The sequence below is a fragment of the Pseudomonas graminis genome, from assembly GCF_004364335.1.
GTDB lineage: Bacteria > Pseudomonadota > Gammaproteobacteria > Pseudomonadales > Pseudomonadaceae > Aquipseudomonas > Aquipseudomonas graminis_D.
Genome location: NZ_SOCR01000015.1, coordinates 64300 through 88505, shown reverse-complemented (window position 1 = coordinate 88505; position 24206 = coordinate 64300). Strand labels below are relative to the sequence as shown.

Annotated in this window: 22 protein-coding genes and 2 tRNA genes; 8 read left to right on the top strand and 16 right to left on the bottom strand. The window is 58.9% G+C overall.

Annotation, left to right across the window (positions count from 1 at the left end):
* Positions 1–2 precede the first annotated feature (2 nt).
* Together EC919_RS24265 and EC919_RS24260 are read right to left on the bottom strand one after the other, a co-directional pair.
* The gene (locus tag EC919_RS24265) at positions 3–1514 is read right to left on the bottom strand and encodes a sugar ABC transporter ATP-binding protein (protein ID WP_133776838.1); all 1512 of its coding nucleotides are present in this window, start codon (positions 1512–1514) and stop codon (positions 3–5) included.
* A 95-nt stretch (positions 1515–1609) separates the two neighbouring features.
* Entirely contained in the window at positions 1610–2557 is a 948-nt protein-coding gene (locus EC919_RS24260; protein WP_133776837.1) for a substrate-binding domain-containing protein, read from the bottom strand.
* A 285-nt stretch (positions 2558–2842) separates the two neighbouring features.
* On the opposite strand from EC919_RS24260, the gene EC919_RS24255 reads away from it, so the two are divergent.
* The 8 genes from EC919_RS24255 to EC919_RS24220 all read left to right on the top strand — a co-directional run bounded on the left by EC919_RS24255 (position 2843) and on the right by EC919_RS24220 (position 10771).
* Positions 2843–3667: an NAD-dependent epimerase/dehydratase family protein gene (locus tag EC919_RS24255; RefSeq protein ID WP_133776836.1), complete on the top strand. Its 825-nt coding sequence runs from the start codon at positions 2843–2845 to the stop codon at positions 3665–3667.
* A gap of 66 nt (positions 3668–3733) precedes the next feature.
* Positions 3734–4621, top strand: coding sequence for a glucurono-1,5-lactonase (locus EC919_RS24250; protein ID WP_133776892.1), 888 nt, complete (start codon positions 3734–3736; stop codon positions 4619–4621).
* Positions 4622–4993: 372 nt separating this feature from the next.
* The gene (locus EC919_RS24245) at positions 4994–5755 is read left to right on the top strand and encodes a hypothetical protein (protein ID WP_133776835.1); all 762 of its coding nucleotides are present in this window, start codon (positions 4994–4996) and stop codon (positions 5753–5755) included.
* A gap of 364 nt (positions 5756–6119) precedes the next feature.
* Complete coding sequence (locus tag EC919_RS24240) at positions 6120–7031, top strand: TauD/TfdA dioxygenase family protein (RefSeq protein ID WP_133776834.1); 912 nt, start codon at positions 6120–6122, stop codon at positions 7029–7031.
* Positions 7032–7064: 33 nt separating this feature from the next.
* Complete coding sequence (locus EC919_RS24235; RefSeq protein WP_133776833.1) at positions 7065–8186, top strand: ABC transporter substrate-binding protein; 1122 nt, start codon at positions 7065–7067, stop codon at positions 8184–8186.
* 4 nt (positions 8187–8190) lie between these two features.
* On the top strand, positions 8191–9099 hold the full coding sequence (locus tag EC919_RS24230; RefSeq protein WP_133776832.1) for an ABC transporter permease: 909 nt from the start codon (positions 8191–8193) through the stop codon (positions 9097–9099).
* Entirely contained in the window at positions 9096–9884 is a 789-nt protein-coding gene (locus EC919_RS24225; RefSeq protein WP_133776831.1) for an ABC transporter permease, read from the top strand. Before EC919_RS24230 ends, EC919_RS24225 begins: the two co-directional genes overlap by 4 nt.
* A gap of 65 nt (positions 9885–9949) precedes the next feature.
* Positions 9950–10771 (top strand): ABC transporter ATP-binding protein, encoded by an 822-nt coding sequence (locus EC919_RS24220; RefSeq protein ID WP_133776830.1) that lies wholly within the window; start codon positions 9950–9952, stop codon positions 10769–10771.
* 32 nt (positions 10772–10803) lie between these two features.
* On the opposite strand, the gene EC919_RS24215 is transcribed toward EC919_RS24220, so the two are convergent.
* The 14 genes from EC919_RS24215 to tpiA form a co-directional block, all read right to left on the bottom strand.
* Positions 10804–11763, bottom strand: coding sequence for a sensor domain-containing diguanylate cyclase (locus tag EC919_RS24215; protein WP_133776829.1), 960 nt, complete (start codon positions 11761–11763; stop codon positions 10804–10806).
* A 3-nt stretch (positions 11764–11766) separates the two neighbouring features.
* On the bottom strand, positions 11767–12768 hold the full coding sequence (locus tag EC919_RS24210; RefSeq protein WP_133776828.1) for a response regulator: 1002 nt from the start codon (positions 12766–12768) through the stop codon (positions 11767–11769).
* A 458-nt stretch (positions 12769–13226) separates the two neighbouring features.
* Complete coding sequence (locus tag EC919_RS24205; RefSeq protein ID WP_074888508.1) at positions 13227–13577, bottom strand: BON domain-containing protein; 351 nt, start codon at positions 13575–13577, stop codon at positions 13227–13229.
* A gap of 293 nt (positions 13578–13870) precedes the next feature.
* Positions 13871–15976: a polyribonucleotide nucleotidyltransferase gene (gene pnp, locus EC919_RS24200; RefSeq protein ID WP_133776827.1), complete on the bottom strand. Its 2106-nt coding sequence runs from the start codon at positions 15974–15976 to the stop codon at positions 13871–13873.
* Between the two features lie 172 nt (positions 15977–16148).
* A complete protein-coding gene (gene rpsO / locus EC919_RS24195; RefSeq protein WP_037015114.1) occupies positions 16149–16418 on the bottom strand; it encodes a 30S ribosomal protein S15 in 270 nt (89 codons plus the stop codon).
* 151 nt (positions 16419–16569) lie between these two features.
* Positions 16570–17487, bottom strand: coding sequence for a tRNA pseudouridine(55) synthase TruB (gene truB, locus EC919_RS24190; protein ID WP_133776826.1), 918 nt, complete (start codon positions 17485–17487; stop codon positions 16570–16572).
* 3 nt (positions 17488–17490) lie between these two features.
* Entirely contained in the window at positions 17491–17892 is a 402-nt protein-coding gene (gene rbfA, locus EC919_RS24185) for a 30S ribosome-binding factor RbfA (protein ID WP_037015118.1), read from the bottom strand.
* 161 nt (positions 17893–18053) lie between these two features.
* Positions 18054–20579, bottom strand: coding sequence for a translation initiation factor IF-2 (gene infB, locus EC919_RS24180; RefSeq protein ID WP_133776825.1), 2526 nt, complete (start codon positions 20577–20579; stop codon positions 18054–18056).
* Positions 20580–20606: 27 nt separating this feature from the next.
* Positions 20607–22088, bottom strand: a complete 1482-nt coding sequence (gene nusA / locus EC919_RS24175) for a transcription termination factor NusA (protein WP_133776824.1) — start codon at positions 22086–22088, stop codon at positions 20607–20609.
* A 59-nt stretch (positions 22089–22147) separates the two neighbouring features.
* Positions 22148–22606 carry a ribosome maturation factor RimP gene (rimP, locus tag EC919_RS24170; RefSeq protein WP_163022007.1) on the bottom strand — a complete coding sequence of 153 codons (459 nt, stop codon included), beginning with the start codon at positions 22604–22606 and terminating at the stop codon, positions 22148–22150.
* A 127-nt stretch (positions 22607–22733) separates the two neighbouring features.
* Positions 22734–22810, bottom strand: a tRNA-Met gene (locus EC919_RS24165).
* A 97-nt stretch (positions 22811–22907) separates the two neighbouring features.
* A tRNA-Leu gene (locus EC919_RS24160) sits at positions 22908–22993 on the bottom strand.
* Positions 22994–23037: 44 nt separating this feature from the next.
* On the bottom strand, positions 23038–23421 hold the full coding sequence (gene secG, locus EC919_RS24155; RefSeq protein WP_074888489.1) for a preprotein translocase subunit SecG: 384 nt from the start codon (positions 23419–23421) through the stop codon (positions 23038–23040).
* Positions 23422–23425: 4 nt separating this feature from the next.
* Positions 23426–24181: a triose-phosphate isomerase gene (gene tpiA / locus EC919_RS24150; protein ID WP_133776823.1), complete on the bottom strand. Its 756-nt coding sequence runs from the start codon at positions 24179–24181 to the stop codon at positions 23426–23428.
* Between the last annotated feature and the right edge of the window lie 25 nt (positions 24182–24206).

Here is a 24206-nt window from a genome sequence, read left to right as displayed (position 1 = left end):
GTTTAATGGAGGTGTTCACTGTTCAGGCTCCCGGTGGCGTGGCGCATCACTTCCTGCGGATTGATGGCCGAAGCCTCCAGCACGTTGACGATGGCGCCTTTGTTGAAAACGGCCACGCGGTCGCACATACCGATGATTTCCGGCAGTTCCGAAGAGATCATGATGATCGCGAAGCCTTGTTCGGTGAGTCTGCGCATCAGGGTGTAGATCTCCGCCTTAGCGCCGACGTCGATGCCTCGGGTCGGCTCGTCGAAGATCAGGATGTCGCAGTGGTGATTGATCCAGCGCGCGATGACCACCTTCTGCTGATTGCCGCCGCTCAGGTTGATGACCCGGCTTTCACAGCTCGGCGCCTTGATCGACAGCTGCTTCATCAGCTCGGCGGTGGTGGTGTCTTCCTTGTGCCGATCCAGCAGGTGCGCTGCGCCTTCGTACTTGCCCAGGTTGTTCAGGGAGATGTTCTCGCGAATGCTGAAATCCACGATCAGCCCTTCGCTCTTGCGGCTTTCCGGCAACAGGCCGATGCCACTGGCCAGTGCCTGCGCCGGATCGTTGAGGTGCGCCGGCTGACCGCGCAGCAGCACATCTTTGCTGACCACAGGCAACGCGCCGATCACACCCAATGCCAGTTCCGTACGCCCGGACCCGACCAGCCCGGCAAAGCCAAGAATCTCGCCCTTGTGCAGATTGAAACTGTTGTGCGGGCCGTTGCGGGTGAGCTGGATGTCACGCACTTGCAGCACCACTTCGCCCTGGGCGCGGGACTGCTTGGGCGGAAAGCTCGCTTCCAGACGCCGCCCCACCATCATCTCCACCAGCGTGTCGATGTCGCTGTTGGCGACGGTCAGAGCGCCGACATTGGCGCCATCGCGCAGCACGCTGATGCGGTCGCAGACCTGAAAAATCTCCTCCAGATGGTGGGAGATGAAGATCACCGCCACGCCCTGGCTTTTCAGCTCGCGCATGATGTCGAACAGCAGCTCGGCCTCGGACGGCGTCAGAGTGGCGGTCGGTTCGTCGAGAATCAGCAAACGCGCTTCAAGGGCCAGTGCCTTGGCGATCTCGACAAACTGCTGCTCAGCCACGCTCAAGTGCTGCACCGAGCAGTCCAGATTGATCTTCACGCCGAGGCGGTCGAACAGCGCGATGGCTTTCTCGCGCATCTCGCCTTTACGCAACAAGCCGAAGCCGTTGACGATCTCGTGACCGAGGAAAATATTCTCCACGGCGTTGAGATAGGGGATCAGGCTGAATTCCTGAAAGACGATGCCGATGCCGGCGGCAATGGCCTCGTTGTAGGTCGCGAAATGCTGCTCGGCGCCATCAATGAGAATGCTGCCTTTGTCCTGATGCTCGACGCCCGCGAGGATCTTCATCAGGGTGGATTTCCCCGCACCGTTCTCACCGAGCAAGGCGTGAATCTCGCCGCGCTCGACCTGCAGGTTGATCGACTTGAGCGCCTGCACGCCGGGGTAGCTTTTACAGATGTTTTCCAATTGCAGAAGGCAGCTCATGGGCACCTCGTCGCAGCAGAAAATCGCTGCGCAACTCACATCAATCCGTGGCGCCCGCCTGGAAAAAAAGCTTCAGGCGAGCGGCGCCACGCCCGTTACCAGCTGAAGGTCTTCGCCTTGGCCTGATCCACCAGCAGGATGTCGACCGGGATGGTCGCCGGGACTTGTGAGCCCCACTTCTTGGCGAGCGCCAGCCCCAGGGCCAGACGTACCTGGTCGCGTGGGTATTGAGCGGAAGTGGCGATGAACTTGCTGTTGGGCTTCTGGATTTCCTTGATGGCTTCGGGCGCGCCGTCGACGCTGGTCAGCTTGACGTCCATGCCGCTGGACTCGATGGCGGCCAGGGCGCCAAGGGAACCGTTGTCGTTGACGCTGAACAGGCCTTTGAGATTGGGCTGCGCCTGCAGCATGTTTTCAGTCACGGTCAGCGCTTGATCGCGCTCCTGCTTGCCGTTCTGAATGCTGACAATCTTGATGTCTTTGTACTTGCCCAGGGCTTCCTTGCAGCCGCGCACGCGCTCGAGAATCGGCACCACGGCGATACCGTCGAGAATCCCGACGTCGCCCTTTTCGCCGATGTTTTTGGCCAGGTAATCGCAGGCCTGCACGCCCGCGTCAAAGTTCTTCGAGCCGACGAAGGAATCCAGCGGGCCATTGGCCTGGGCGTCCACCGCAACCACCACCACGCCCTTGTCGTGAGCCTGCTTGACGGCGGACTGAACGCCGACCGAATCGGTCGGGTTGATGATCAGGATATCGATGCCTTTCTGCAGCATGTCTTCGATGTCGCTGATCTGCTTGGACACGTCATGGCGCGCGTCAGTGACCAGCAGCGTTGCACCGATGCTGGCAGTGGCGTCTTGAAGGGCATCCTTCATGGTCACGAAATAGGGGTTGTTGATCTCTTGAAACGAGGCACCGATTTTCAGCGGACCGGCCTTGGCGGCGTCTGCGGCTTGAACGTTGAGGGCACTGCCGCAAGCGACAGACACGGCGAGGGAACAGAGAACGGCGGAAAAGCCCTTCTTGAGGCGAGTTGTCATAGCGAAAAATCCCGTTGTTTTTATTGTTAAAGCGGAAATGTCATCGTTAACATTTTCGAAATTAGCAGAGAAACAGGGGGTCCGCAATATCCGCCGGCGACCGTTGGTAACCCCGGCATAACCACCGTTGGGCGAGTAGGCTGGCGCGACCGGGTGTTGACGGCCTCATGGGCTTAGACCTTACATCGCGTTGACAAAATTTGCGCGGCCTGCCGATAATCCCGCACACGTCATACGACAACCGATGACACCATAAAAACAACATCAGAATCAGGGCTTCCCACGATGACTGAATTAAACGCCCAGGCCCCGCTCAACCGCATTTTGCTGACGGGCGCCGCTGGCGGCCTCGGTAAAGTCCTGCGCGAAAGCCTCCGTCCGTTTGCCAACATCCTGCGTCTTTCCGATATTGCCGACATTGCACCGGCAGCCGGCCCCCACGAAGAAATCCAGATCTGCGACCTGGCCGACAAAGAAGCGGTTCATCAGTTGGTCGAAGGCGTCGACGCCATCGTTCACTTTGGCGGCGTCTCGGTGGAGCGGTCCTTCGAAGAAATCCTCGGCCCGAACATCTGCGGCGTTTTTCACATCTACGAAGCGGCGCGCCGCCATGGCGTGAAGCGAGTGATCTTCGCCAGCTCCAACCATGTGATCGGTTTCTACCGTCAGGATGAAGTCATCGACGCCAGCGCCATGCGTCGCCCGGACAGCTATTACGGCCTGTCGAAATCCTACGGCGAAGACATGGCCAGCTTCTATTTTGATCGCTACGGCATCGAGACCGTCAGCATCCGCATCGGCTCCTCATTCCCTGAAGCACAGAACCGCCGCATGCTCGCCAGCTGGCTGAGCTACGACGACCTGACCCAATTGATCGAGCGCGGCCTGTTCACCCCGAACGTCGGCCACACCATCGTCTACGGCGCGTCGGACAACAGCAAGGTCTGGTGGGATAACCGCCTGGCCAATCACCTGGGCTACCAGCCGAAAGACAGCTCCGAGCCATTTCGCGCCAAGGTCGAAGCGCAGCCAATCCCGGCTTCCGACGACCCCGTCATGGTTTACCAGGGCGGTGCGTTCGTGGCGTCCGGGCCATTTGGCGACGAGTAAGCATCGACGGCGACCAGGCCGACTGCGAGGTCGGCCTTCCGTAATAAAAACCAGGGAATGATCGTCTTGGACGCAGAGCTGATTCTCGATGCACGCAACGCCACCGGTGAATCGCCGGTGTGGAGTGTCCAGGAACAGGCGCTCTACTGGGTCGACATACCGGCCCGTCGCCTCCATCGCTGGACTTCGCAAGACGGTCTGACCAAGCGCTGGGAGGCGCCGGAAATGCTCGCCTGCATCGCACGCTACGGCGACGGCAGCTGGCTGGCCGGCATGGAAAGCGGGTTGTTCCGGCTTCATCCCCAGGACGACGGGACTGTCACCACGCAACTGCTCAGCAGCGTTGAACACGCCAGCGACAACATGCGCTTCAACGATGGCCGCTGCGACCGCCAGGGCCGCTTCTGGGCCGGCACTATGCTCATGGACATGGCAAAGGCGTTGCCGGTGGGTGCGCTGTATCGCTACAGCGCCGGCCAGGCAGAGCCGCTGACCGCGCAGATGACCGACATGATCGTACCCAACGGCCTGGGGTTTAGCCCGGACGGCCGTATCATGTACCTCTCCGATTCCCACCCTTGCGTGCAGAAGATCTGGGCGTTCGATTACGACATCGACACCGGCACGCCACGCAACCGCCGACTGTTCGTCGACATGAATCACCACGCCGGCCGCCCCGACGGCGCAGCAGTCGACGCCGACGGCTGCTACTGGATCTGCGGCAATGACGAGGGCGTGATCCATCGTTTCACCCCTGAGGGCAGGCTGGATCGCTCGCTCACGGTGCCGGTGAAAAAGCCCGCCATGTGCGCCTTCGGCGGCTCGAATCTGGACACCCTTTACGTCACCTCGATACGCCCAGGCGGGGACCTCAGCGACCAGCCACTGGCCGGCGGCGTGTTCGCGTTACACCCGGGCGTCCAGGGCCTTGAAGAACCCCTGTTCAAGGGCTGAGGCACACACTCGGCCCCGCTCTCCCCTGAGCCGGTCTGGAAATCGTCGAGCGGGTGAAACGCAATGCCATACAGATGCCATCAGCCCCTGATTTAATAATTGTGACGGGGCGATGACATATCTCGTGACACAACGCCGAGACACCCCGCAGCCCTTCTACTTAGCGCATCCTGCGTCGATCTGTTTCATAAACGGACATAAAACCCCGTTTTTTGCGTCGAAATTAACATTTTGAAATATTCTCAACTTGCACGTGGATAAAGCTGTGCTAGCTGCTAGGCTCTGGCCTCGCCCGGCTGAAACGGTACATCTCAAGCAGTAGGTCCGATGGGCTTCTTCGTTCCTCGGTCCATGTCATGAGGTTGCCGCCAGATGCCTTACACGACTTTTTCGGAAGCTCAGGTCCAGAGCTTGATCAAGGCCATCGACAGTGACGGATACGCTGTCTTGCCGGGCTGGGCCAGCCCCTCCCAACTCGAAGCGTTGCAAGCGCTGGTTGCCCGCACGGTTGCCGACTCTGGCAACGACTACGTGGCGCTCTCGGGCCGGCAGGCCGTGCAGGGGACACCGCTGCATGACTGGGGCACGTCGCGAGACTTCATCGATTTATGTCGGCGCATCGTGGCAGGCGTCACCGGTGAGGGCTCCAGCGAAAACGGCATGACCCAGACATTGCGCTGCCTGACCGGCAGCGGCGGGCTTCGGGAATCGCTGATCTTCCATTACGACTCGTTTGTGCTGACCACCATCATGCCGGTCTGCATGCCCACCACCGGAGAACGCGGCGACCTGCTGATGCTGCCGAACCGTCGGCCGATCCGCCGCTCGTACTTCGCCAACCTCCTCGACAAGGTGCGAGTGGACAACCGCTGGGTGCAGCGCCGCCTCAGAAGCAAAGTCGCAAAGGATGACAGCGCCTTTACCCGCATCGTTATGCAACCCGGCCATCTGTACCTGTTCTGGGGCTATCGCTCACTGCACACCAACATGCCCGTGGCCGGAGACGCCCTGCGCGCCACGGCGGTGTTTCACTACCACAACGTCCATGGAAGCAGCTCGCTGGCCAGCCGACTGCGTCGATCACTCGGCACCTGGAAGGGTCAAGGGCTGCAACAAGACGTGCCGCAGACGTGAAGTGATCCAGTGGGGCAACAGTCTTGATGCCCTACGGATGAGTGCTGACTGGACACCACTCTTTAGGAGCCGGCTTGCTGGCGAACCCCGTTGTATCGGTCGCGCGCGAACTGCCTGCAAGAACGCATTCGCCAGCAAGCCGGCTCCTGCAGACCGCAAAAGAGGCGGCATCATGGTCGTCCAAAGGTCCGTGCGACAGGGATGCGCTAGCCGGCGACGCGTAGCGTCGCTTATGACATAACACCCATGACATTAACCCCACGCATAAACTCTCCTTCTATATTTATGCCAAATGGTGATTAGCGGAGCGCTGATTTATATCCTTATGATCTGAGCCACACCACCCCAGAGTGAGGTTCAGGACATGGCGATTCAGATCAAACCCGTTGCGGGGAAAATCGGTGCCGAGGTGACCGGCGTCAAACTTTCCGCCGACGTCTCCGCTCAAGATTTCGATTTCATCAATCAGGCGCTGCTCAAGCACAAGGTGCTGTTCTTCCGTGAGCAGTTTCTCAGCGACGAACAACATGAAGGCTTCTCCCGCCGCTTCGGTGACCAGGTGCCTCACCCGACCGTTCGCTCTGCCGAGAAAAGCAGCGCCATCCTGCATCTGGACGCCAGGGAGACCCGGGCTAACTCGTGGCACACCGACGTAACCTTCGTCGCCAACTACCCGAAAATCTCGATACTGCGCGGCGTGGTCATCCCGCCCTATGGTGGCGACACGGTATGGGCCAACACGGCGGCTGCCTACGCGGACCTTCCCGACAGCCTGAAAACCCTCGCCGACGGCCTCCGGGCGCTGCACACCAACGTCTATGACTATGCGGCGCCCCGCGACACCGGCGAAGCGGGCGTGAAACGCTACCGCGAGCAGTTCACCGCCGAAGTTTACGAGACCGAACACCCACTGGTGCGCGTACACCCTGAAACCGGCGAGCGCAGCCTCTTGCTCGGCCACTTCGTCAAACAGATTCAGGGCGTCAGCAGCAACGACTCGAAACAGCTGATTTGCCTGTTCCACGATCGCATCACACATCTGGACAACACAGTGCGCTGGCGCTGGAGCGAAGGCGACGTGGTGATCTGGGACAACCGCTCAACTCAACACATCGCCGTCAACGACTACGGCCAGGCCGAGCGCGTGGTGCGTCGTACCACTGTGGCGGGTGACATTCCGGTCGGCGTCGACGGACGCGCCAGCCAAGCCATCAAACCCACACCCGAAACCCTCTCGCCCAAAACAGAAGCCGACAAGAAACACCTGGCTGCCTGATCGCGCGCCCCCACTCTCCAAGGAAGAACCGTCATGGCAAACGCCAAGCGAACATCTCTATTCAGCAAAACAAGCGTAGCTACCGCACTGGCGGCGCTGCTGATGATGCCCTTGGCCGAAGCCGAAGCCGATGTTCTGCGCATTGGCGTGGCCAGCGCCGGTGGCGGTGATCCGGTCACGTTCAGCGGCTCGCCATTGGGCATCGTGCGCAACCAGCAGCTCCTCGAAAAAGCCTTTGCCGGCACCGACACCGAAGTGCAGTGGTTCTTCTTCAAGGGCGCCGGGCCGGCCGTCAACGAGGCGCTGTCCAATCAGCAACTGGACTTCGCCTACGAAGGCGACTTGCCCGCGGTAGTCGGCCGCTCCAATGGCCTGGACACCAAATTGCTTGCGGCCATCGGCGTGCGCTCGAATGTGTACCTTGCCGTGCCGAAAGGCTCCGACATCAAGACCGTCGAAGACCTCAAGGGCAAGAAGGTCGCGGTGTTCCGCGGCACCAATGGCCATCTGGTTTCGATCAAGTTGCTCGCCGATCACGGCATGACCGAGCGCGAACTGAAAGTGATCAATCTGGACAGCGGCAGCAGCCAGGCCGCGCTGGCGTCAAAAGGGGTCGACGCCGCATTCGGCGGTCGCGAACTGTTCAAGCTGCGCGATCAAGGGCTGGTCGACATCATCTTCGACAACCCTGACAACAACGTGCGCTACACCCGCCAATGCGCGCTGGTGGTCCGTGGCGATTACGAAAAACAGCACGCCGATAACGTGCAGAAAGTCGTCAACGTATTGGTCGATGCCGCGCGATGGGAATCTGAAGCCGGCAATCGCGACGCGGTGCTCAACGAGTGGGCGAAGACCAATGAACCGCTGGCCTCGCTGCAAGCTGACTTCAATCGACTGGATTTGCGCGACAGCGCTTCGCCGCTGGTGGATGAATTCCTGCGCGACCGTTATCAGGCCGTCGCCGATCAGGCCAGGGACGAGAAAATGATCCGCCGCCCCGTCAGCGTGGACGGCTGGTTCGACACTCGCTATCTGGACAACGCCCTCAAGGCCAAAGGCCTGGAGCACTACTGGACGGCCTACGGCGCGGACGGTAAAGCCGCGAACACGGCGACGGCGTCCTCGGACAAATCCGTCAACAACGGAGGCTGATGTCATGGCCCGAGCCACCGCTGAAACGCTCGATCGGCAGCACCTCCCGGCGAAAACCCTGGCGCCGGTCAAGCGTCTGCCACGTTCACCGGCCCGCGTCCCTCGCCGCGTCCCGGTTGTGAAAAACGACACGGCCTGGCGAACTCGCGCCGCAAATATCGCGCTGGCCTGGTTGCTGCCCATCGCGCTGCTGGGTCTGTGGTACCTCGGCACTGAACGCGGGTGGCTGTCGGAGCAAGTGCTGCCGCCGCCCGCGTTCGTTTACCAGACGCTGGGCGATCTGGTCAGCAGTGGCGACCTGTGGCTGAACGCGTCTGCCAGTCTGCAGCGCGTGCTGGTGGGCTTTCTGATTGGCTCGGCGCTGGGGATCACCCTGGGGCTGGCGATGGGTTTGTCGAAAACCGTCGAGGATTATCTGCTGCCGACCTTCAACGCGCTGGTGCAGATTCCGGTACTGGGCTGGATGCCGTTCGCGCTCCTGCTGCTCGGCATCGGCGAACCGCTGAAATACGTACTGATTGCCCACGCCGCGCTGGTTCCAGTGACGCTGTGTACGCTGCAAGCCTTCCATGAAGTGCCCAAGCGGCTGCTGGAAGTGGGCCGCGCTTACGGGTTCAGCCAACGCCAGATTGTCACCGATATCGTCCTGCCCTCCGCCGTCGCGCCGATCTTCACCGGCCTGCGCCTGGGCTTCACCAAAGCCTGGCTGTCGCTGGTGGTGGTTGAGCTGCTGGCGTCCAGCGAAGGGTTGGGCTACCTGATCGCCTACGGTCGGCAATTGTTTCAGCTGGATCTGGTCATGGCCGCCGTAGTGGTGGTCGGCACCATCGGGCTACTGATCGACCGCGGGTTCGAGTTCGTCGAGCGGCGCCTCAACCGAGGCCGCCCGAGCAAGACCGGGAGACTGGCATGAGCACACTGACAATTCCACACGCCGCCCAGACCCACCGCTATCGAGGTTGGGTGGTTCCCATCGTGGCGGTTGCGGTCTGGTGGCTTGCCTCCAGTCAGGGCTGGAGCAGCTCCGGCTTGTTGGTCTCTCCGCAAAAGGTCGCCGTCACCGCCTGGGAGCAGGTGACGTCCGCGCAGTTCTGGCGCGCGATTTCCGCCAGTCTGACCCGTGACCTGAGCGGCTTCTTCATTGGCACCACACTGGGCTTGGTGCTCGGTTGCCTGCTGGGGTTTTCACGGTTGTTCGAGCGATTGGTGGGGCCGAGTTTCAATACCTTCAAACAGATCTCGTTGTTCGCCTGGATCCCGCTGATCTCAGTGTGGTTCGGGCTGGGCGACGTCGCCAAAGTGGTGTTTCTGTCACTCGCCGCACTGGTGCCGGTGGTGGTCAACACGTGCGACGGCTTGCGCAGCGTTTCCCCCGCTCTGCTGGAGGTCGCGAAGGTGTACGGCTTCAACCGCTGGCAGACAATCATCGGCGTCATGCTGCCGGCAGCGCTGCCTTCGATCTTCACCGGCATCTACCTGGCGCTGGTGTATTCGTGGCTGGCGACCATCGGTGCGGAATACTTGCTGGTGTCGGGCAGCGGCATCGGCAACACGTTAATTGATGGCAGCGAGCACTTCATGATGGACCTCGTGCTGTTCGGCATGATCGTCATCGGGCTGGTCGGTTGGGGGCTTAACGTCCTGGCACGCGTTCTAGAACGACGCCTGCAACGGCTGTACGGCATCGCCCCGCGCTGAGGCCAACATGTTCAGCCTCAATCGAATCTCTCGCTTCGCTCAATCGAATATTTAAAGGAAAGCCCATGTCCGCCACTCAACCGCTTACCGCGCAGCCCGTCGCCAAGGCCATCTTTCGATCGCAGGGCAATGGCCTGCGCCTGGAAAACATCAGCAAGCATTTCACCAATGCAGGTGCCGACACCCAGCTGCAGGTGCTGGATAACGTCCAGCTGGACATCGCGCCGGGGGAGTTCATCACCATCGTTGGCGCCAGTGGTTGTGGCAAATCAACGCTGCTCAGGCTGATCCTCGGCCTGGACGAGGAATTCGACGGCCGCATATTGCTGGATGACAAGCCAATCAGGGGCACGGGCCTTGAGCGGGGCATCGTGTTTCAGGATCACCGGCTTTTCCCGTGGCTTACGGTTGAACAGAACGTCGCGGTCGGCCTGAAAAACGCACCGCTGAGCGCCGCGCAAAAACGCGAGACCGTCCGCGAACACATTCAATTGGTGGGTCTGCAGGACTTCACGGAGTCATACCCGCACCAGATTTCCGGCGGCATGGCGCAACGGGTGGCGATTGCCCGCGGCCTGGTCAACCGGCCCAGCGTGCTGCTCCTCGACGAACCGTTCGGCGCGCTGGATGCGCTGACCCGAACGCGCTTGCAGCGTGAGTTGCAGCACATCTGGCAGCAGGAAAAGATCACCATGGTCCATGTCACCCACGATGTGGATGAGGCGGTTTATCTCGGTGATCGGGTGGTGGTGATGCAACCGCATCCGGGGCGCATCCGGCGTATCGTCGACGTGGACCTGCCACGCCCGCGCAATCGCAGCGACGCGCGGTTTATCGCGCTGAGGGATGATGTGCTCAGCGATTTCGCGGAGTTGTCCCAGGGGTGAAGGCAGCCTTAGATGCAGAGGTTATCTGGCCTTCAATCCGAGGCATCCACCGACACGCGATTGCGCCCGTTTTTCTTGGACTCGTACAGCGCCTGATCCGCGCGTTCGATGAGCATCTTGTAGTCGTCCATCGGCGAGGTCATGTCAGCGACGCCCAGGCTGATCGTGCAATGAATGGCTTCGCCTTCCTGCATGACGTCCAGCGCCTCGACGGCGGCGCGCAGACGCTCGGCGAACATGGCGCCGCCTTGCTTGTCCGTGTCGGGCAGCAGCACCGCGAACTCTTCGCCACCGTAACGACCCGCGATGTCAGCGTCGCGGATGTGCTCACGCACAACGTCCGCCACCCGCTGGATCACCCGGTCGCCGCATTGATGCCCATGGGTGTCGTTGACGCGTTTGAAGTGGTCGATGTCGAACATCACCAACGCCGCCGTGGTGCCGTAACGCACATGCCGTGCATGCTCCAGACGCAATGCTTCTTCCCAGTGGCCGCGGTTGTACAGGCTGGTCAGGCGATCGGTGCTCGATAGCTTCTGCAGCTCGCGGTTGGCCGCCTGCAGTTGCAGACGGTTCGTCGCCACATCGGTGACGTCGTAAATCACCAGACACACATGGGTCACCGCCCCGGTCGTCGACCGCAGCGGATACATTGTGGTGTTCTGGTACATGAAGTCTTCTTGCCCGGTGATGGGCTGATAGCTCTTGAAATGAACCAGATAAGGGCGCTGCTCCCAGATCGTAAACGCCGGGGTGCCAAGGGTAATCACGCTGTCGATCTTGTTTTTCAGCCAGCGTTCTTTGATCTCCGGGAACAACGAAAAGAACGAACGGGTTGCCGCTTCATACGACAGTATCCCGGAACGGTTCTCCATGAAGGTGTTCCAGACCTGCACACGGTATTCCTGATCCAGCACCACCACGCCGACGTCGATGTTCTGCGTCACGGTGAGCAGCCAGTGCAATTCCTTGAAATCGATACGATCGTTCATGAATCAGCTCATCAAGTGGGCGAGTTTCCCCGATAGCAGCTCGACCGAGTCTTCGGTGAACAACATCAACAGGTCGAAATGGATGTTATGGCCTTCCAGGCTGTAACTGATCTCTACGGCCAGGGTCTTCTTCCAGCGCCGCTCGTTGAGACGGATCAGCTCTTCAATGCCACTGTGCAAACCCAGCACTTGGGGGTGACTCTGGGAAAATGCGACATCGAGCTGCTCCGCAATGCTGCTCAGACAAGCGCCGATCAGGATCGAAGACAAGTCCAGCAACATTTCCATGTCAGAGTAGTCGGCGTCATCGACCTTCATCAGCTGCGCCATGTCGGCGATTTCCGAATCATGAAACAACAACAGCGCTTCGCCGGCGATGCCACCACCGATATAGCCCTGACACACCGCCGTGAGCCGGTCGTTGGCCTGGGCGTCGGCCAGCGCCATGTGCAACTCGCCCACTTCCAGCATGTTGACGTTGGGCACCGGCAGCTGCACAAATACGCCCAGCACCCGCGCCAGCAAAGCGCCCGCGCGGCCCATTGCGACGTTAACCGTCTCGCGGAAGGCGTCATTAAAACTGATGGCGGCCTGGTCGACGCTCGATGCCGAGGCGAGAGATGGACTCGCACCCTGCCCCAACAGGCCTAATCGTAGAAGGGTTTGCTGCAATTCATCCGGATCGGCCGGTTTTTTCAGGAAGGCCAGCGCGCCCAGTTCGAGGGTACGGCGCACCGCCTCTTCCTGAACGTCGCCAGACACGACTATGACGCTGGTCTGCAGGCTTTCTGCGCGAATGGCGGCCAGCGTCTGGTAGCCGTCCATTTCCGGCATCGTCAGATCCAGCAACACCACGCGCCCCAGCCCCTGACGAATCGCCTCGATTCCTTCACGGCCGTTGATTGCCGTGGTCACTGACACGTCCCACTCGGGCGGCAGGGCTTTCATCAGTTGCTTGCGCGCCATGTTGGAGTCGTCGCAAATCAGTAAGGGAATCGTGGGCATCTACTTCTCACAGCAAAAGAGTTTCAGGCCTGGCCCGGCGTAAAGCAGCGTCACAACAGGTGAGCATAGACTCACTCCAGACTGTAGCTGATGAAAGGTCATCAAAGCGTTAAGCCTGTGGGTAGATTCTTCACCCGTTCAACAACGGGCTGCGTGATATGCAATTACTGTGCACAGCTGCTCTGCTGCTTCCTGAGTGAGTGGGTCATACCTTTTCATTTGGATGCTAAAGCGCCCAGTAGAGTAGCGCAGCGCATGTGGCGAAAATGTGTCGAATGCACCCGTCACTGGGGTGACACGGAGGAAGATGTGCCGAAATCCGCACACAAAAAAACCCCGACGCGAGCGCCGGGGCTTTTGTTGGCCACATTATCGTGACCCTAGCATGAACCTTGAATCCGTCGGCTGACGACTTTCACACTGCCAGCCGGGCATTCAACAGGTTCTGCCGAGTGAAATTACTCAGCTTTCAGGCCATCAGCCGAAACAGCTTTCACGCCTTTGATTTTCTTGGTGATCGCTACAGCGGTGGTTTTCTGTGCTTCGGTGACGGCGACAGTCGACGACAGGGAAACCACACCTTTGTTGGTCTCAACCTTGATGTCGGAGCCTGGAATGCCCTTCTCGGTCAGCAGGTCGGATTTGACCTTGGTGGTGATCCAAGTGTCAGAAGTAGCTTCTTTGGTTTTGGCGACTTCATTTGCAGCTACAGTCATTGGAGCTTGAGCAGAGGTCTGAGCCATGGCTACGTTGGCCATAGTCAGAGTCAGAGCAGTGGCGGTAGCAGCAGCAATAGCGAACTTCTTCATACGGGTAACTCCTGTTTTTCTCAGAATCTGCGCCAATCTGATTGGCTGCAGGGTTACCTATATGTCGCAAGCGCTGTGCCAATCCCGGAATCGAACAAGATTCCTTATAAATCAAAGACTTATATTTTCGTGGATCCACGAGTGTCGTGCAGATTGCCCGCTTTGGGAAAGTTCCGCTTGCAAGATGCATGTTCTGACCAGCTGCCAAGCGACGGCCTGCACCCCTAAGCCATTAATTGCATTCAAAAAAAAGAGCCCCGAAGGGCTCTTTTTCATCAGCGACAAGAGGCGGGTTAGACGCCCGATGCCTTGGCAGCTGCGACGTCTTTGATCGACAACTTGATGCGACCGCGGTTATCCACGTCCAGCACCAGGACTTCGACTTCCTGACCTTCTTTCAATATGTCGGTGACTTTCTCTACGCGAGCGTCGCTCAACATGGAGATGTGCACCAGACCGTCTTTGCCCGGCAGGATGTTGACGAACGCGCCGAAGTCGACGATGCGCTCAACCTTGCCGATGTAGATCTTGCCGATCTCGGCTTCAGCGGTGATACCCAGAACGCGCTGACGTGCAGCTTCAGCCGCTTCCTTGGTTTCGCCAAAGATTTTGATCGAGCCGTCGTCTTCGATGTCGATCGACGCCTTGGTCTCTTCGCAGATGGCACGGATGGTCGCGCCGCCTTTGCCGATCACGTCGCGGATCTTGTCGGTGTCGATCTTCATCGCGATCATGGTCGGTGCGTTTTCCGACAGCTCGGTGCGCGACTGACCAATGATGGTGTTCATCTGACCCAGGATGTTCAGACGCGCTTCCAGCGCCTGACCCAAAGCGATCTCCATGATCTCTTCGGTGATGCCCTTGATCTTGATGTCCATCTGCAGCGCGGTCACACCTTTGGCGGTACCGGCCACTTTGAAGTCCATGTCGCCCAGGTGGTCTTCGTCACCCAGGATGTCGGTCAGGATGGCGAACTTCTCGCCTTCTTTAACCAGACCCATGGCGATACCGGCAACCGGCGCCTTCATCGGAACACCAGCGTCCATCAGGGCCAGCGAAGCACCACAAACCGAAGCCATGGAGCTGGAACCGTTGGACTCGGTGATTTCCGACACGACACGAATGGTGTACGGGAACACGTCGGCAGCAGGCAGCATGGCCTGAACCGAACGGCGAGCCAGACGGCCGTGACCGATTTCACGACGACCTGCGCCACCCATGCGACCACACTCGCCCACCGAGAACGGAGGGAAGTTGTAGTGCAGCATGAACGGGTCTTTCTTCTCGCCTTCGAGGGTGTCGAGCAGCTGAGCGTCACGCGCGGTACCCAGAGTGGCCACGACCAGCGCCTGAGTTTCGCCACGGGTGAACAACGCCGAACCGTGCGTCTTCGGCAGAACGCCGACTTCGATGTTCAGCGGACGAACAGTCTTGGTGTCGCGGCCGTCGATACGTGGCTTGCCGTTGACGATGTTTTCGCGAACGGTGCGGTATTCGATTTCGCCGAAGGCGGCTTTGACTTCGCTGGCGGACGGGCTGCCGTCTTCAACAGCCAGCCTGGCAACAACCTGATCCTTCAGCTCACCCAGGCGAGCGTAGCGATCGGCCTTGACGGTGATGGTATAGGCCTCGGAGATCGCTGCGCCGAACTCGGAGCGGATAGCGCCCAGCAGTTCAGTGGCTTCAGCTTTCGGCGCCCAGTTCCACGTTGGCTTGGCAGCTTCGGCGGCCAGCTCTTTGACGGCCTTGATGACCGACTGGAATTCGTCGTGGGCGAACAGCACGGCGCCCAGCATCTGGTCTTCGGTCAGCTCTTTGGCTTCCGATTCAACCATCAGTACCGCTTCTTCGGTACCGGCAACGACCATGTCCAGGCTCGATGCTTTCAGTTGCTCGTAAGTCGGGTTCAGCAGGTAGCCGGTGCTTTCGTGGAAAGCAACACGAGCGGCACCGATCGGGCCGTCGAACGGAATGCCGGAGATAGCCAGGGCTGCCGAAGTACCGATCATCGCAGCGACGTCCGGATCGGTTTTCTTGCTGGTGGAGACGACGGTGCAGACAACCTGCACTTCGTTCATGAAGCCTTCGGGAAACAGTGGGCGGATCGGACGGTCGATCAAACGCGAGGTCAGTGTTTCTTTTTCGGAAGGACGGCCTTCACGCTTGAAGAAACCACCAGGGATCTTGCCAGCGGCGTAGGTCTTTTCCTGGTAGTGAACGGAAAGAGGGAAAAAGCCTTTGCTTGCGTCTGCATGCTTGGCGCCGACCACAGTCACGAGAACGGTGACGTCGTCGTCAACGGTGACCAATACAGCACCAGAAGCTTGACGGGCAATACGGCCAGTCTCGAGGGTTACGGTCGATTGACCGAATTGAAATTTCTTGATTACCGGGTTCACGGTTTCCTACCTTCTTTGTGGCTCTTGGGGAACTGGTTTCTTGCGAATTCTTGGGCAGCGAGGGGAATCGGACCCTTCGGCAGTCCAGATACAACTAGAGGCTGGGAGCCCGCCAGCCCACTGGGAAAACCAGCGGAACGTGACGACCAACCAACCTCTATCCGAGTCGTTATTAGCGACGCAGACCCAGACGACCGATCAGGGCGCTGTAACGGCTAACGTCCTTACCTTTCAGGTAATCCAGCAGCTTGCGACGCTGGTTTACCATACGGATCAGACCACGACGGGAGTGGTGATCCTTACCGTTGGCCTTGAAGTGGCCTTGCAGTTTGTTGATGTTGGCGGTCAGCAGTGCAACTTGCACTTCTGGCGAACCAGTATCACCAACAGCTTGCTGGTAGTCGGTTACGATCTGAGCTTTATCTTCAACGCTGAGTGCCATGTGGGCATTCCTTTTATCAAGAAACCGCTCCAGGGAGACGGTTTCAACAGGCCGAGAGCTGACTCTCGTATTTAAATGTGAGGAGTGACCATGCCTGTTAACAGCCACCCTCGTACCGCCGTGCCAGGAAACCCTGCCGCGACGGGTCCGGTCACTCTGACCGAATCAGTCGACGTGGCGCAATGCGCCCGTCTTCACTTACTTCACCGATCCCGATGAAGCGTCCTTCATGATCCTGCACCCGCACCATGCCGAACTTCGGCGCGTCGGGGGCTCTCACTGGCTGACCATGCAGCCAGTAAAACGAACTGTGCTCTGAGAACTGCAGCAGCGGCCAATCCAGCAACCCGCTGTCCGATGGCATCAGGAAGCGATCAACCGCTTCGTTCCCGCCTTCGGCATGTACCGCTTCGAGCTCTTCAAGCGTTACCGTCTGGGCCAGCGTGAAAGGACCGGCCTGGGTGCGACGCAACTGAGCGACGTAAGCACCGCAGCCCAGCTTTTCACCGATATCTTCCACGAGGGTCCGAATATAGGTGCCTTTGGTGCAGTCGACAGCCAAACGAGCCGTCTCACCTTCACACGCCAATAATTCCAGGCGCGCAATAGTAACAGAACGCGGTTCGCGCTCCACCACTTCCCCTGCCCGGGCCAGCTTGTATAACGGCTGACCGTCTCGCTTGAGGGCGGAGTACATCGGCGGTATCTGACTGATATTCCCGCGAAATGCCGGCAGCACCGCTTCGATATCCGAGCGACCAACGGTCACTGGCCGCGTCTGCAGGACCTCACCCTCGGCGTCGGCCGTGGTGGTGGTCTTGCCGAGCTGCATCAGGGTTTCATAGCCCTTGTCGGAGTCGAGCAGGTACTGGGAAAACTTGGTCGCCTCGCCGAAGCAGAGCGGCAGAACACCGGTTGCCAGCGGATCGAGACTGCCCGTATGGCCGGCTTTTTCTGCGTTGAGCAACCAGCGCACTTTTTGCAGCGCGGCGTTGGATGTGAACCCCAGCGGCTTGTCGAGCAGGATGATCCCGCTGACGTTACGGCGAATACGCTTGACCTGAGCCACGCCTTATTCCTCCGAACCGTCTTGCTTGGGTGCCGTTTGGTGCTGACCATCTTCAGCCACTGCACGCTCGATCAATGCCGACAAATGCGCGCCACGGGCAACGCTTTCGTCGTAATGGAAATGCAGTTGCGGGACGCTGCGCAGCTTCATCTCACGCGCCAGCTGCATCCGCAGGAAGCCTGCAGCAGCGTTGAGCACTTTGATTGACTGCGCGATTTCTTCGGCGCTGTCCTGGCCCATCACGGTCATGAAGATTTTCGCGTGGCCGACGTCACGGCTGACATCGACGGCGGTGATGGTCACCAGCCCCACGCGGGGGTCTTTGATTTCACGACGGATCAACTGTGCCAGCTCACGCTGCATCTGATCGCCGATACGTTGGGTACGGCTGTATTCTTTTGCCATGTCTTGTTACCTGTCACTGCTGACCCATGGCAAAAGCCATGTGGTCTGAAAGCGGCAAACGCCCGGCCTGGCGAGAGCCGGACCGGGCGTTGCGTTTAGAGTCCATGACCGACACCTGGCATTTTCATGCGGCGCAAGCCATGACTCCTGAAGCTCGCGATTTAGAGGCTGCGAGCCACTTGGACCTTCTCGAAGACTTCGATCTTGTCACCGACCTTGACGTCGTTGTAGCTCTTGACGCCAATACCGCATTCCATGCCGGCACGTACTTCGGAAGCGTCATCCTTGAAGCGACGCAGGGATTCCAGCTCGCCTTCGAAGATGACGATGTCTTCACGCAGTACACGGATTGGACGGTTACGGAAGACAACGCCTTCGATGACCATGCAACCTGCGATCGCGCCGAATTTCGGCGAGCGGAACACGTCGCGGACTTCAGCGATACCCAGGATGTTCTCCCGAACGTCGCTGCCAAGCATGCCGGTGAGGGCCTTCTTGACGTCTTCGATGATGTCGTAGATGACGTTGTAGTAACGCATATCCAGACCTTCCTGCTCGACGATCTTGCGCGCGCCAGCATCAGCACGCACGTTGAAACCGAACAGTACAGCGTTGGAGGCCAGTGCCAGGTTGGCGTCGCTTTCGGTGATACCACCGACACCGCCGCCCACGACGCGCACTTGCACTTCGTCGTTACCCAGGCCATTCAATGCACCCTGCAACGCTTCCAGAGAACCACGGACATCGGATTTGAGGACGATGTTGAGTGTCTTCTTCTCTTCCTGACCCATGTTCTCGAAGATGTTTTCCAGCTTGCCGGCGTGAGCGCGGGCCAGCTTGACTTCGCGGAACTTGCCTTGACGGAACAGAGCCACTTCACGGGCTTTCTTCTCGTCGGCAACAACGCTCATCTCGTCGCCAGCGTCTGGCGTACCGTCCAGGCCGAGAATCTCGACAGGGATCGACGGACCGGCTTCTTTGATTGGCTTGCCGTTCTCGTCGAGCATTGCCCGAACGCGACCGTAGTTGGAGCCAACCAGAACCATGTCGCCTTGACGCAATGTACCGTCCTGAACCAGAACAGTCGCAACCGGGCCACGGCCCTTGTCCAGACGCGATTCAACTACAACACCACGACCCGGAGCTGACGGCGTCGCCATCAATTCCAGAACTTCGGCCTGCAGCAGAACGGCCTCAAGCAGCTCGTCAACGCCAGTACCCATCTTCGCGGAGACAGAGACGAAAGGAGTCTCACCGCCCCACTCTTCGGACGTTACGCCGTGAACGGACAGTTCACTGCGGATACGGTCCAGGTCAGCGCCCGGCTTGTCGATCTTGTTCACGGCAACAACCAGCGGAACACCAGCAGCCTTGGCGTGTTGCACGGCTTCGATGGTCTGCGGCATGACGCCGTCGTCGGCAGCGACAACCAGAATCACGATGTCGGTTGCCTTGGCACCACGAGCACGCATTGCGGTAAACGCAGCGTGACCCGGGGTATCGAGGAACGTCACCATGCCACGCTCGGTTTCCACGTGGTACGCACCGATGTGCTGGGTGATACCACCGGCTTCGCCAGCAGCAACCTTGGCGCGACGGATGTAATCGAGCAGCGAGGTCTTACCGTGGTCAACGTGACCCATGACCGTTACAACCGGCGCACGGGAGAACGTCTCACCTTCGAACTTCAGGGACTCGGCCAGGGAATCTTCCAGCGCGGTATCGCTGACCAGGGTCACTTTGTGGCCCAGTTCTTCAGCGACCAGTTGGGCAGTTTCCTGATCCAGAACCTGGTTGATGGTGGCTGGAGTACCCAGCTTGAACATGAACTTGATGATCTCGGCAGCTTTGACCGACATCTGTTGAGCGAGATCGCCCACGCTGATGGTCTCGCCAATTTTCACTTCACGAACGACAGGGCCGGTAGGGCTCTGGAAACCGTGCGCGTTGCGCTTCTTCAGCTTGGCCTTGCCGCGACCGCCGCGACGGAAGCCATCGCTTTCTTCGTCGGTAGTACGAGGCGCAACGCGTGGCGTTGGCGCCTTTTCCTTGACCGATGCACGGTGCGGAGCGTTCTTGCGATCGCCGTCACCACCGCCGCCGCTGCGACGATTGTTGTCGTCGTTGCGTGGTTTGTCAGGGCGACGCTGTTCGTCTTTCTTGCGATCGGCAACAGGCGCAGGTGCCGCAGCCGGAGTTTCCCGGGCTGGTTCGACAGCTTGCGGTGCCGGTGCCGGCGCTGCAACAGCCTCGGCAACCGGTGCACCCGACGAAGGCTGACGGCGCGCTTCTTCTTCGGCACGCTGACGGGATTCTTCTTCAGCCTTTTGACGAGCGGCATTTTCTACCGCACGACGTTCGTCCAGCTCGCGCTTGCGTTCGGCTTCGATTTCTTCCGGGCTGCGCTGAACAAAAACTTTCTTCTTGCGTACTTCAACGCTGATGCTTTTGCTGCCAGCAACGCGAAGGGTACTGGTGGTCTTGCGCTGCAAGGTAATCTTGCGCGGCTCTTCCACCTTGGCCTTGTGACCGCTTTTCAGGTGGGTCAACAGGGCTTGTTTTTCGATATCGGTCACAACTTGTTCGGCGGCGTTGTGCGGCAAACCTGCCTCACGCATCTGCTGTAACAGGCGCTCTACCGGTGTGTCGACCGTCTTGGCCAGTTCTTTCACCGTGACTTGCGTCATGCACTTCTCTCCTCAGGCCGCATCTACTTACTCGAACCAATGGGCTCGGGCGGCCATGATCAACTTGCCGGCACGATCATCGTCAATGCCGTCGATGTCGAGCAGATCGTCAATAGACTGCTCGGCCAGGTCTTCGCGGGTAATTACGCCGCGCACCGCCAGTTCCATCGCCAAATCCTTGTCCATACCCTCAAGCGAGAGCAGGTCTTCGGCCGGATGGGCGTCTGCCAGCTTTTCCTCAGTAGCGATGGCTTTAGTCAACAAACGATCCTTGGCACGAGCGCGAAGCTCGTTGACGGTGTCTTCGTCAAAGCCGTCGATGTTGAGCATTTCTTCCAACGGTACGTAGGCAATCTCTTCCAGGCTGGTGAAGCCTTCGTCTACCAGAACCTGAGCGAGATCCTCATCGACTTCCAGCTCGTCGATAAAGTTGCGCAGGATGTCACCGGTTTCCGCTTGCTGCTTGGCCTGGATGTCCGATTCGGTCATCACGTTAAGGGTCCAGCCAGTCAACTGACTGGCCAACCGCACGTTCTGGCCACCGCGGCCAATCGCCTGGGCGAGGTTGTCTGCGCCTACAGCGATGTCCATGGCGTGGGCATCTTCATCAACGATGATCGCTGCCACTTCGGCAGGCGACATGGCATTGATGACGAACTGCGCCGGGTTATCGTCCCAAAGCACGATATCCACACGCTCGCCGCCCAACTCGCCGGAAACAGCCTGCACGCGCGAACCACGCATGCCGATGCACGCCCCTTGCGGGTCAATGCGTTTGTCCTTGGAGCGAACTGCGATCTTTGCACGCGAACCAGGATCACGAGAGGCAGCCATCACCTCGATGAGTCCTTCGGCGATTTCCGGAACTTCAATCCGGAACAGCTCGATCAGCATTTCCGGCGCGGTACGCGACAGGATCAGCTGAGGGCCACGGTTTTCGGTGCGGATCTCTTTGAGCAGTGCACGAACGCGGACACCCACGCGGAAAGTCTCCCGCGAAATGATGTCTTCACGCGCCAGCAGAGCTTCGGCATTGTTGCCAAGGTCGACGATGACATTGTCACGCGTAACTTTTTTAACAGTGCCGGAAATGATTTCGCCCAGACGCTCACGGTAGGCGCCCACGACTTGAGCTCGCTCGGCTTCGCGAACTTTCTGCACAATGACTTGCTTGGCAGTCTGCGCAGCGATGCGGCCGAACTCGATGGAATCAATCTTTTCTTCTACTACGTCGCCAACGTTGGCACCCGGGTGCGTCAGGGCAACCTTGCTCGGCCATGTCTCGATCGCCGGGTCGTCGAGATCGTCTTCTTCGACGACGGTCCAACGACGGAAAGTCTCGTAGGCACCTGTTTGACGATTGATCTCGACACGCAGGTCTACTTCGTCTTCAAAACGCTTTTTGGTGGCCGTGGCCAGTGCTATTTCGAGCGCTTCAAAAATTACATCGGCCGGTACGCCTTTTTCATTGGATACCGACTCAACAACCAGCAGTACTTCTTTGCTCATCGTACGCCTCGCCTTTCGCAAGCCATTGGATCCGCGGGATCCGCTGTATCTGGCACGTCTTAGTCAAACGTGGGAATAATGTTGGCTTTGTCGATCAGATCGATCGGCAACAGAAACTCGTGATCTTCAACCTGGACCACGACGTCCTGCTCCTCCACCCCGCGGAGAAGGCCCTGAAAGTTGCGTCTACCTTCAAACGGAGAACGCAGCTTTATCTTCACTTGTGCCCCGGCAAATTCCGCAAACTGCTCAATGGTAAACAGTGGGCGTTCCATGCCTGGAGAGGAAACTTCGAGCGTGTATTCGGAGCTGATCGGATCTTCCACATCCAGAATACCGCTGATCTGACGGCTGACGATCGCGCAATCGTCCACCAACACGCCGCCTTCTTTATCGATATAGACGCGCAACATCGAGTGCCGCCCTTGAGACGAATACTCGATACCCCAGCATTCATAGCCTAGGGCCACGACCACCGGGGCCAACAAGGCCTGCAACTCTTCTAGCTTGCTCGACACCTGAACCCCCTCGTGCATGCTGCAAATAAAAAATGGGCAAAAGCCCAATCATGAAAACGCCTGCGAAAAGCGGCGTCATAAAGTGTCCAGCTAACAAAAAGCCCCTGAAAAGGGGCTCCGCTAAAACTGGTTGCGGGGGCTGGATTTGAACCAACGACCTTCGGGTTATGAGCCCGACGAGCTACCAGACTGCTCCACCCCGCGACAAAGCTGGGGCGGAAGTATACGACCGATCCAAATTTGGGTCAATCCGACACATCCACCTACAAGAAAGCCCGCTACTGCGGGCTTTCTTGTTAATTGGTACCGAGAAGGGGACTCGAACCCCTACACCCTATGGGCACAACCACCTCAAGGTTGCGTGTCTACCAATTCCACCACCTCGGCATTACAACTCTTTTGCAGCCCCAAAAACAGCTGCGAATCCGGTGTTACTTTTGCTCTGGAGTTGCAGGAACATCAGCAGGTACTGCAGCTGGTTTCTGTTGCCCTTCCAGAACCGGAACATCATCTGCTGCCGGCTTTTGCTTCACTTCCAGTACCGCCGGATTTGGCAAACCTACTTGAGTCAGCTGGTGAGCTTTCTCTTTAGCAAAGTAACCTAACCCTAAGCTAGTCATGAAGAAACAGGCGGCAAGTATAGCAGTAAGTTTACTGAGAAAGGTAGAGGAACCTTGCCCACCGAACACAGTATTTGATGCACCTGCTCCAAATGACGCGCCTGCGTCGGCACCTTTACCCTGCTGCAGCAAAACCAGAGCAACAACGCCCAGAGCACCCAGCAGATGAAGAACGACTACGACTGTTTCCAGCATTTTTTCAGTTTCCCGCGGCGCGAATGATCGCACCGAACTCATCTGCATTCAGGGAGGCACCACCAATGAGGCCTCCATCGATATCCGGCATGCCGAACAGTTCGACCGCATTGGCCGCCTTCACGCTGCCGCCATATAGAAGACGCACACCTTGTGCGACTTCAGAATTCTCTTTCTTCAGCTGCGCACGAATCGCCGCGTGCACTTCCTGGGCCTGGTCCGGCGATGCAGTCAATCCGGTACCAATGGCCCAGACTGGCTCATAAGCAATGACTGCATTTACGAAAGCACCGATGCCGAGCTCTTCGATGATGCTGCCAAGCTGCTGCCCGACAACCTCAAGCGTCTTGCCGGCCTCTCGCTCCTCAAGAGTCTCGCCGATGCAAAGTATCGGCGTCAGACCCACTGCCTGGGCAGCCTCGAACTTGCGATTAAGGACCTCAATGCTCTCGCCCATTATCTGGCGACGTTCCGAGTGACCGACAAGCACAAACTTGCAACCTGCATCGGCCAACTGAGTCGACGACACTTCACCAGTCAACGCACCCTGCCCTGCCTGATGGGCGCAATTCTGCGCACCGACAGATATCGACTGCCCTTCCAGGCAATCAACCACAAAACTCACGTGCAGGCTTGGCGGGAAGACCGCCACATCTACGCCACCCGGGAGGGCGAGATTTGCAAGACCCTCGATCAGCTCAGCGACGCTGGCGCGGGTACCGTGCATCTTCCAGTTACCAGCTACCATAGGGCGACGCATGCTGTACCTCGTCGGTCAAAGTGGG

What these genes read in the sequence shown, in the direction of transcription:
- EC919_RS24265 (WP_133776838.1), bottom strand. Translation starts at nt 1,514, where the DNA reads ATGAGCTGCCTTCTGCAATTGGAAAACATCTGTAAAAGCTACCCCGGC.
- EC919_RS24260 (WP_133776837.1), bottom strand. Translation starts at nt 2,557, where the DNA reads ATGACAACTCGCCTCAAGAAGGGCTTTTCCGCCGTTCTCTGTTCCCTC.
- EC919_RS24255 (WP_133776836.1), top strand. Translation starts at nt 2,843, where the DNA reads ATGACTGAATTAAACGCCCAGGCCCCGCTCAACCGCATTTTGCTGACG.
- EC919_RS24245 (WP_133776835.1), top strand. Translation starts at nt 4,994, where the DNA reads ATGCCTTACACGACTTTTTCGGAAGCTCAGGTCCAGAGCTTGATCAAG.
- EC919_RS24240 (WP_133776834.1), top strand. Translation starts at nt 6,120, where the DNA reads ATGGCGATTCAGATCAAACCCGTTGCGGGGAAAATCGGTGCCGAGGTG.
- EC919_RS24235 (WP_133776833.1), top strand. Translation starts at nt 7,065, where the DNA reads ATGGCAAACGCCAAGCGAACATCTCTATTCAGCAAAACAAGCGTAGCT.
- EC919_RS24230 (WP_133776832.1), top strand. Translation starts at nt 8,191, where the DNA reads ATGGCCCGAGCCACCGCTGAAACGCTCGATCGGCAGCACCTCCCGGCG.
- EC919_RS24225 (WP_133776831.1), top strand. Translation starts at nt 9,096, where the DNA reads ATGAGCACACTGACAATTCCACACGCCGCCCAGACCCACCGCTATCGA.
- EC919_RS24220 (WP_133776830.1), top strand. Translation starts at nt 9,950, where the DNA reads ATGTCCGCCACTCAACCGCTTACCGCGCAGCCCGTCGCCAAGGCCATC.
- EC919_RS24215 (WP_133776829.1), bottom strand. Translation starts at nt 11,763, where the DNA reads ATGAACGATCGTATCGATTTCAAGGAATTGCACTGGCTGCTCACCGTG.
- EC919_RS24210 (WP_133776828.1), bottom strand. Translation starts at nt 12,768, where the DNA reads ATGCCCACGATTCCCTTACTGATTTGCGACGACTCCAACATGGCGCGC.
- EC919_RS24205 (WP_074888508.1), bottom strand. Translation starts at nt 13,577, where the DNA reads ATGAAGAAGTTCGCTATTGCTGCTGCTACCGCCACTGCTCTGACTCTG.
- rpsO (WP_037015114.1), bottom strand. Translation starts at nt 16,418, where the DNA reads ATGGCACTCAGCGTTGAAGATAAAGCTCAGATCGTAACCGACTACCAG.
- rbfA (WP_037015118.1), bottom strand. Translation starts at nt 17,892, where the DNA reads ATGGCAAAAGAATACAGCCGTACCCAACGTATCGGCGATCAGATGCAG.
- infB (WP_133776825.1), bottom strand. Translation starts at nt 20,579, where the DNA reads ATGACGCAAGTCACGGTGAAAGAACTGGCCAAGACGGTCGACACACCG.
- nusA (WP_133776824.1), bottom strand. Translation starts at nt 22,088, where the DNA reads ATGAGCAAAGAAGTACTGCTGGTTGTTGAGTCGGTATCCAATGAAAAA.
- secG (WP_074888489.1), bottom strand. Translation starts at nt 23,421, where the DNA reads ATGCTGGAAACAGTCGTAGTCGTTCTTCATCTGCTGGGTGCTCTGGGC.
- tpiA (WP_133776823.1), bottom strand. Translation starts at nt 24,181, where the DNA reads ATGCGTCGCCCTATGGTAGCTGGTAACTGGAAGATGCACGGTACCCGC.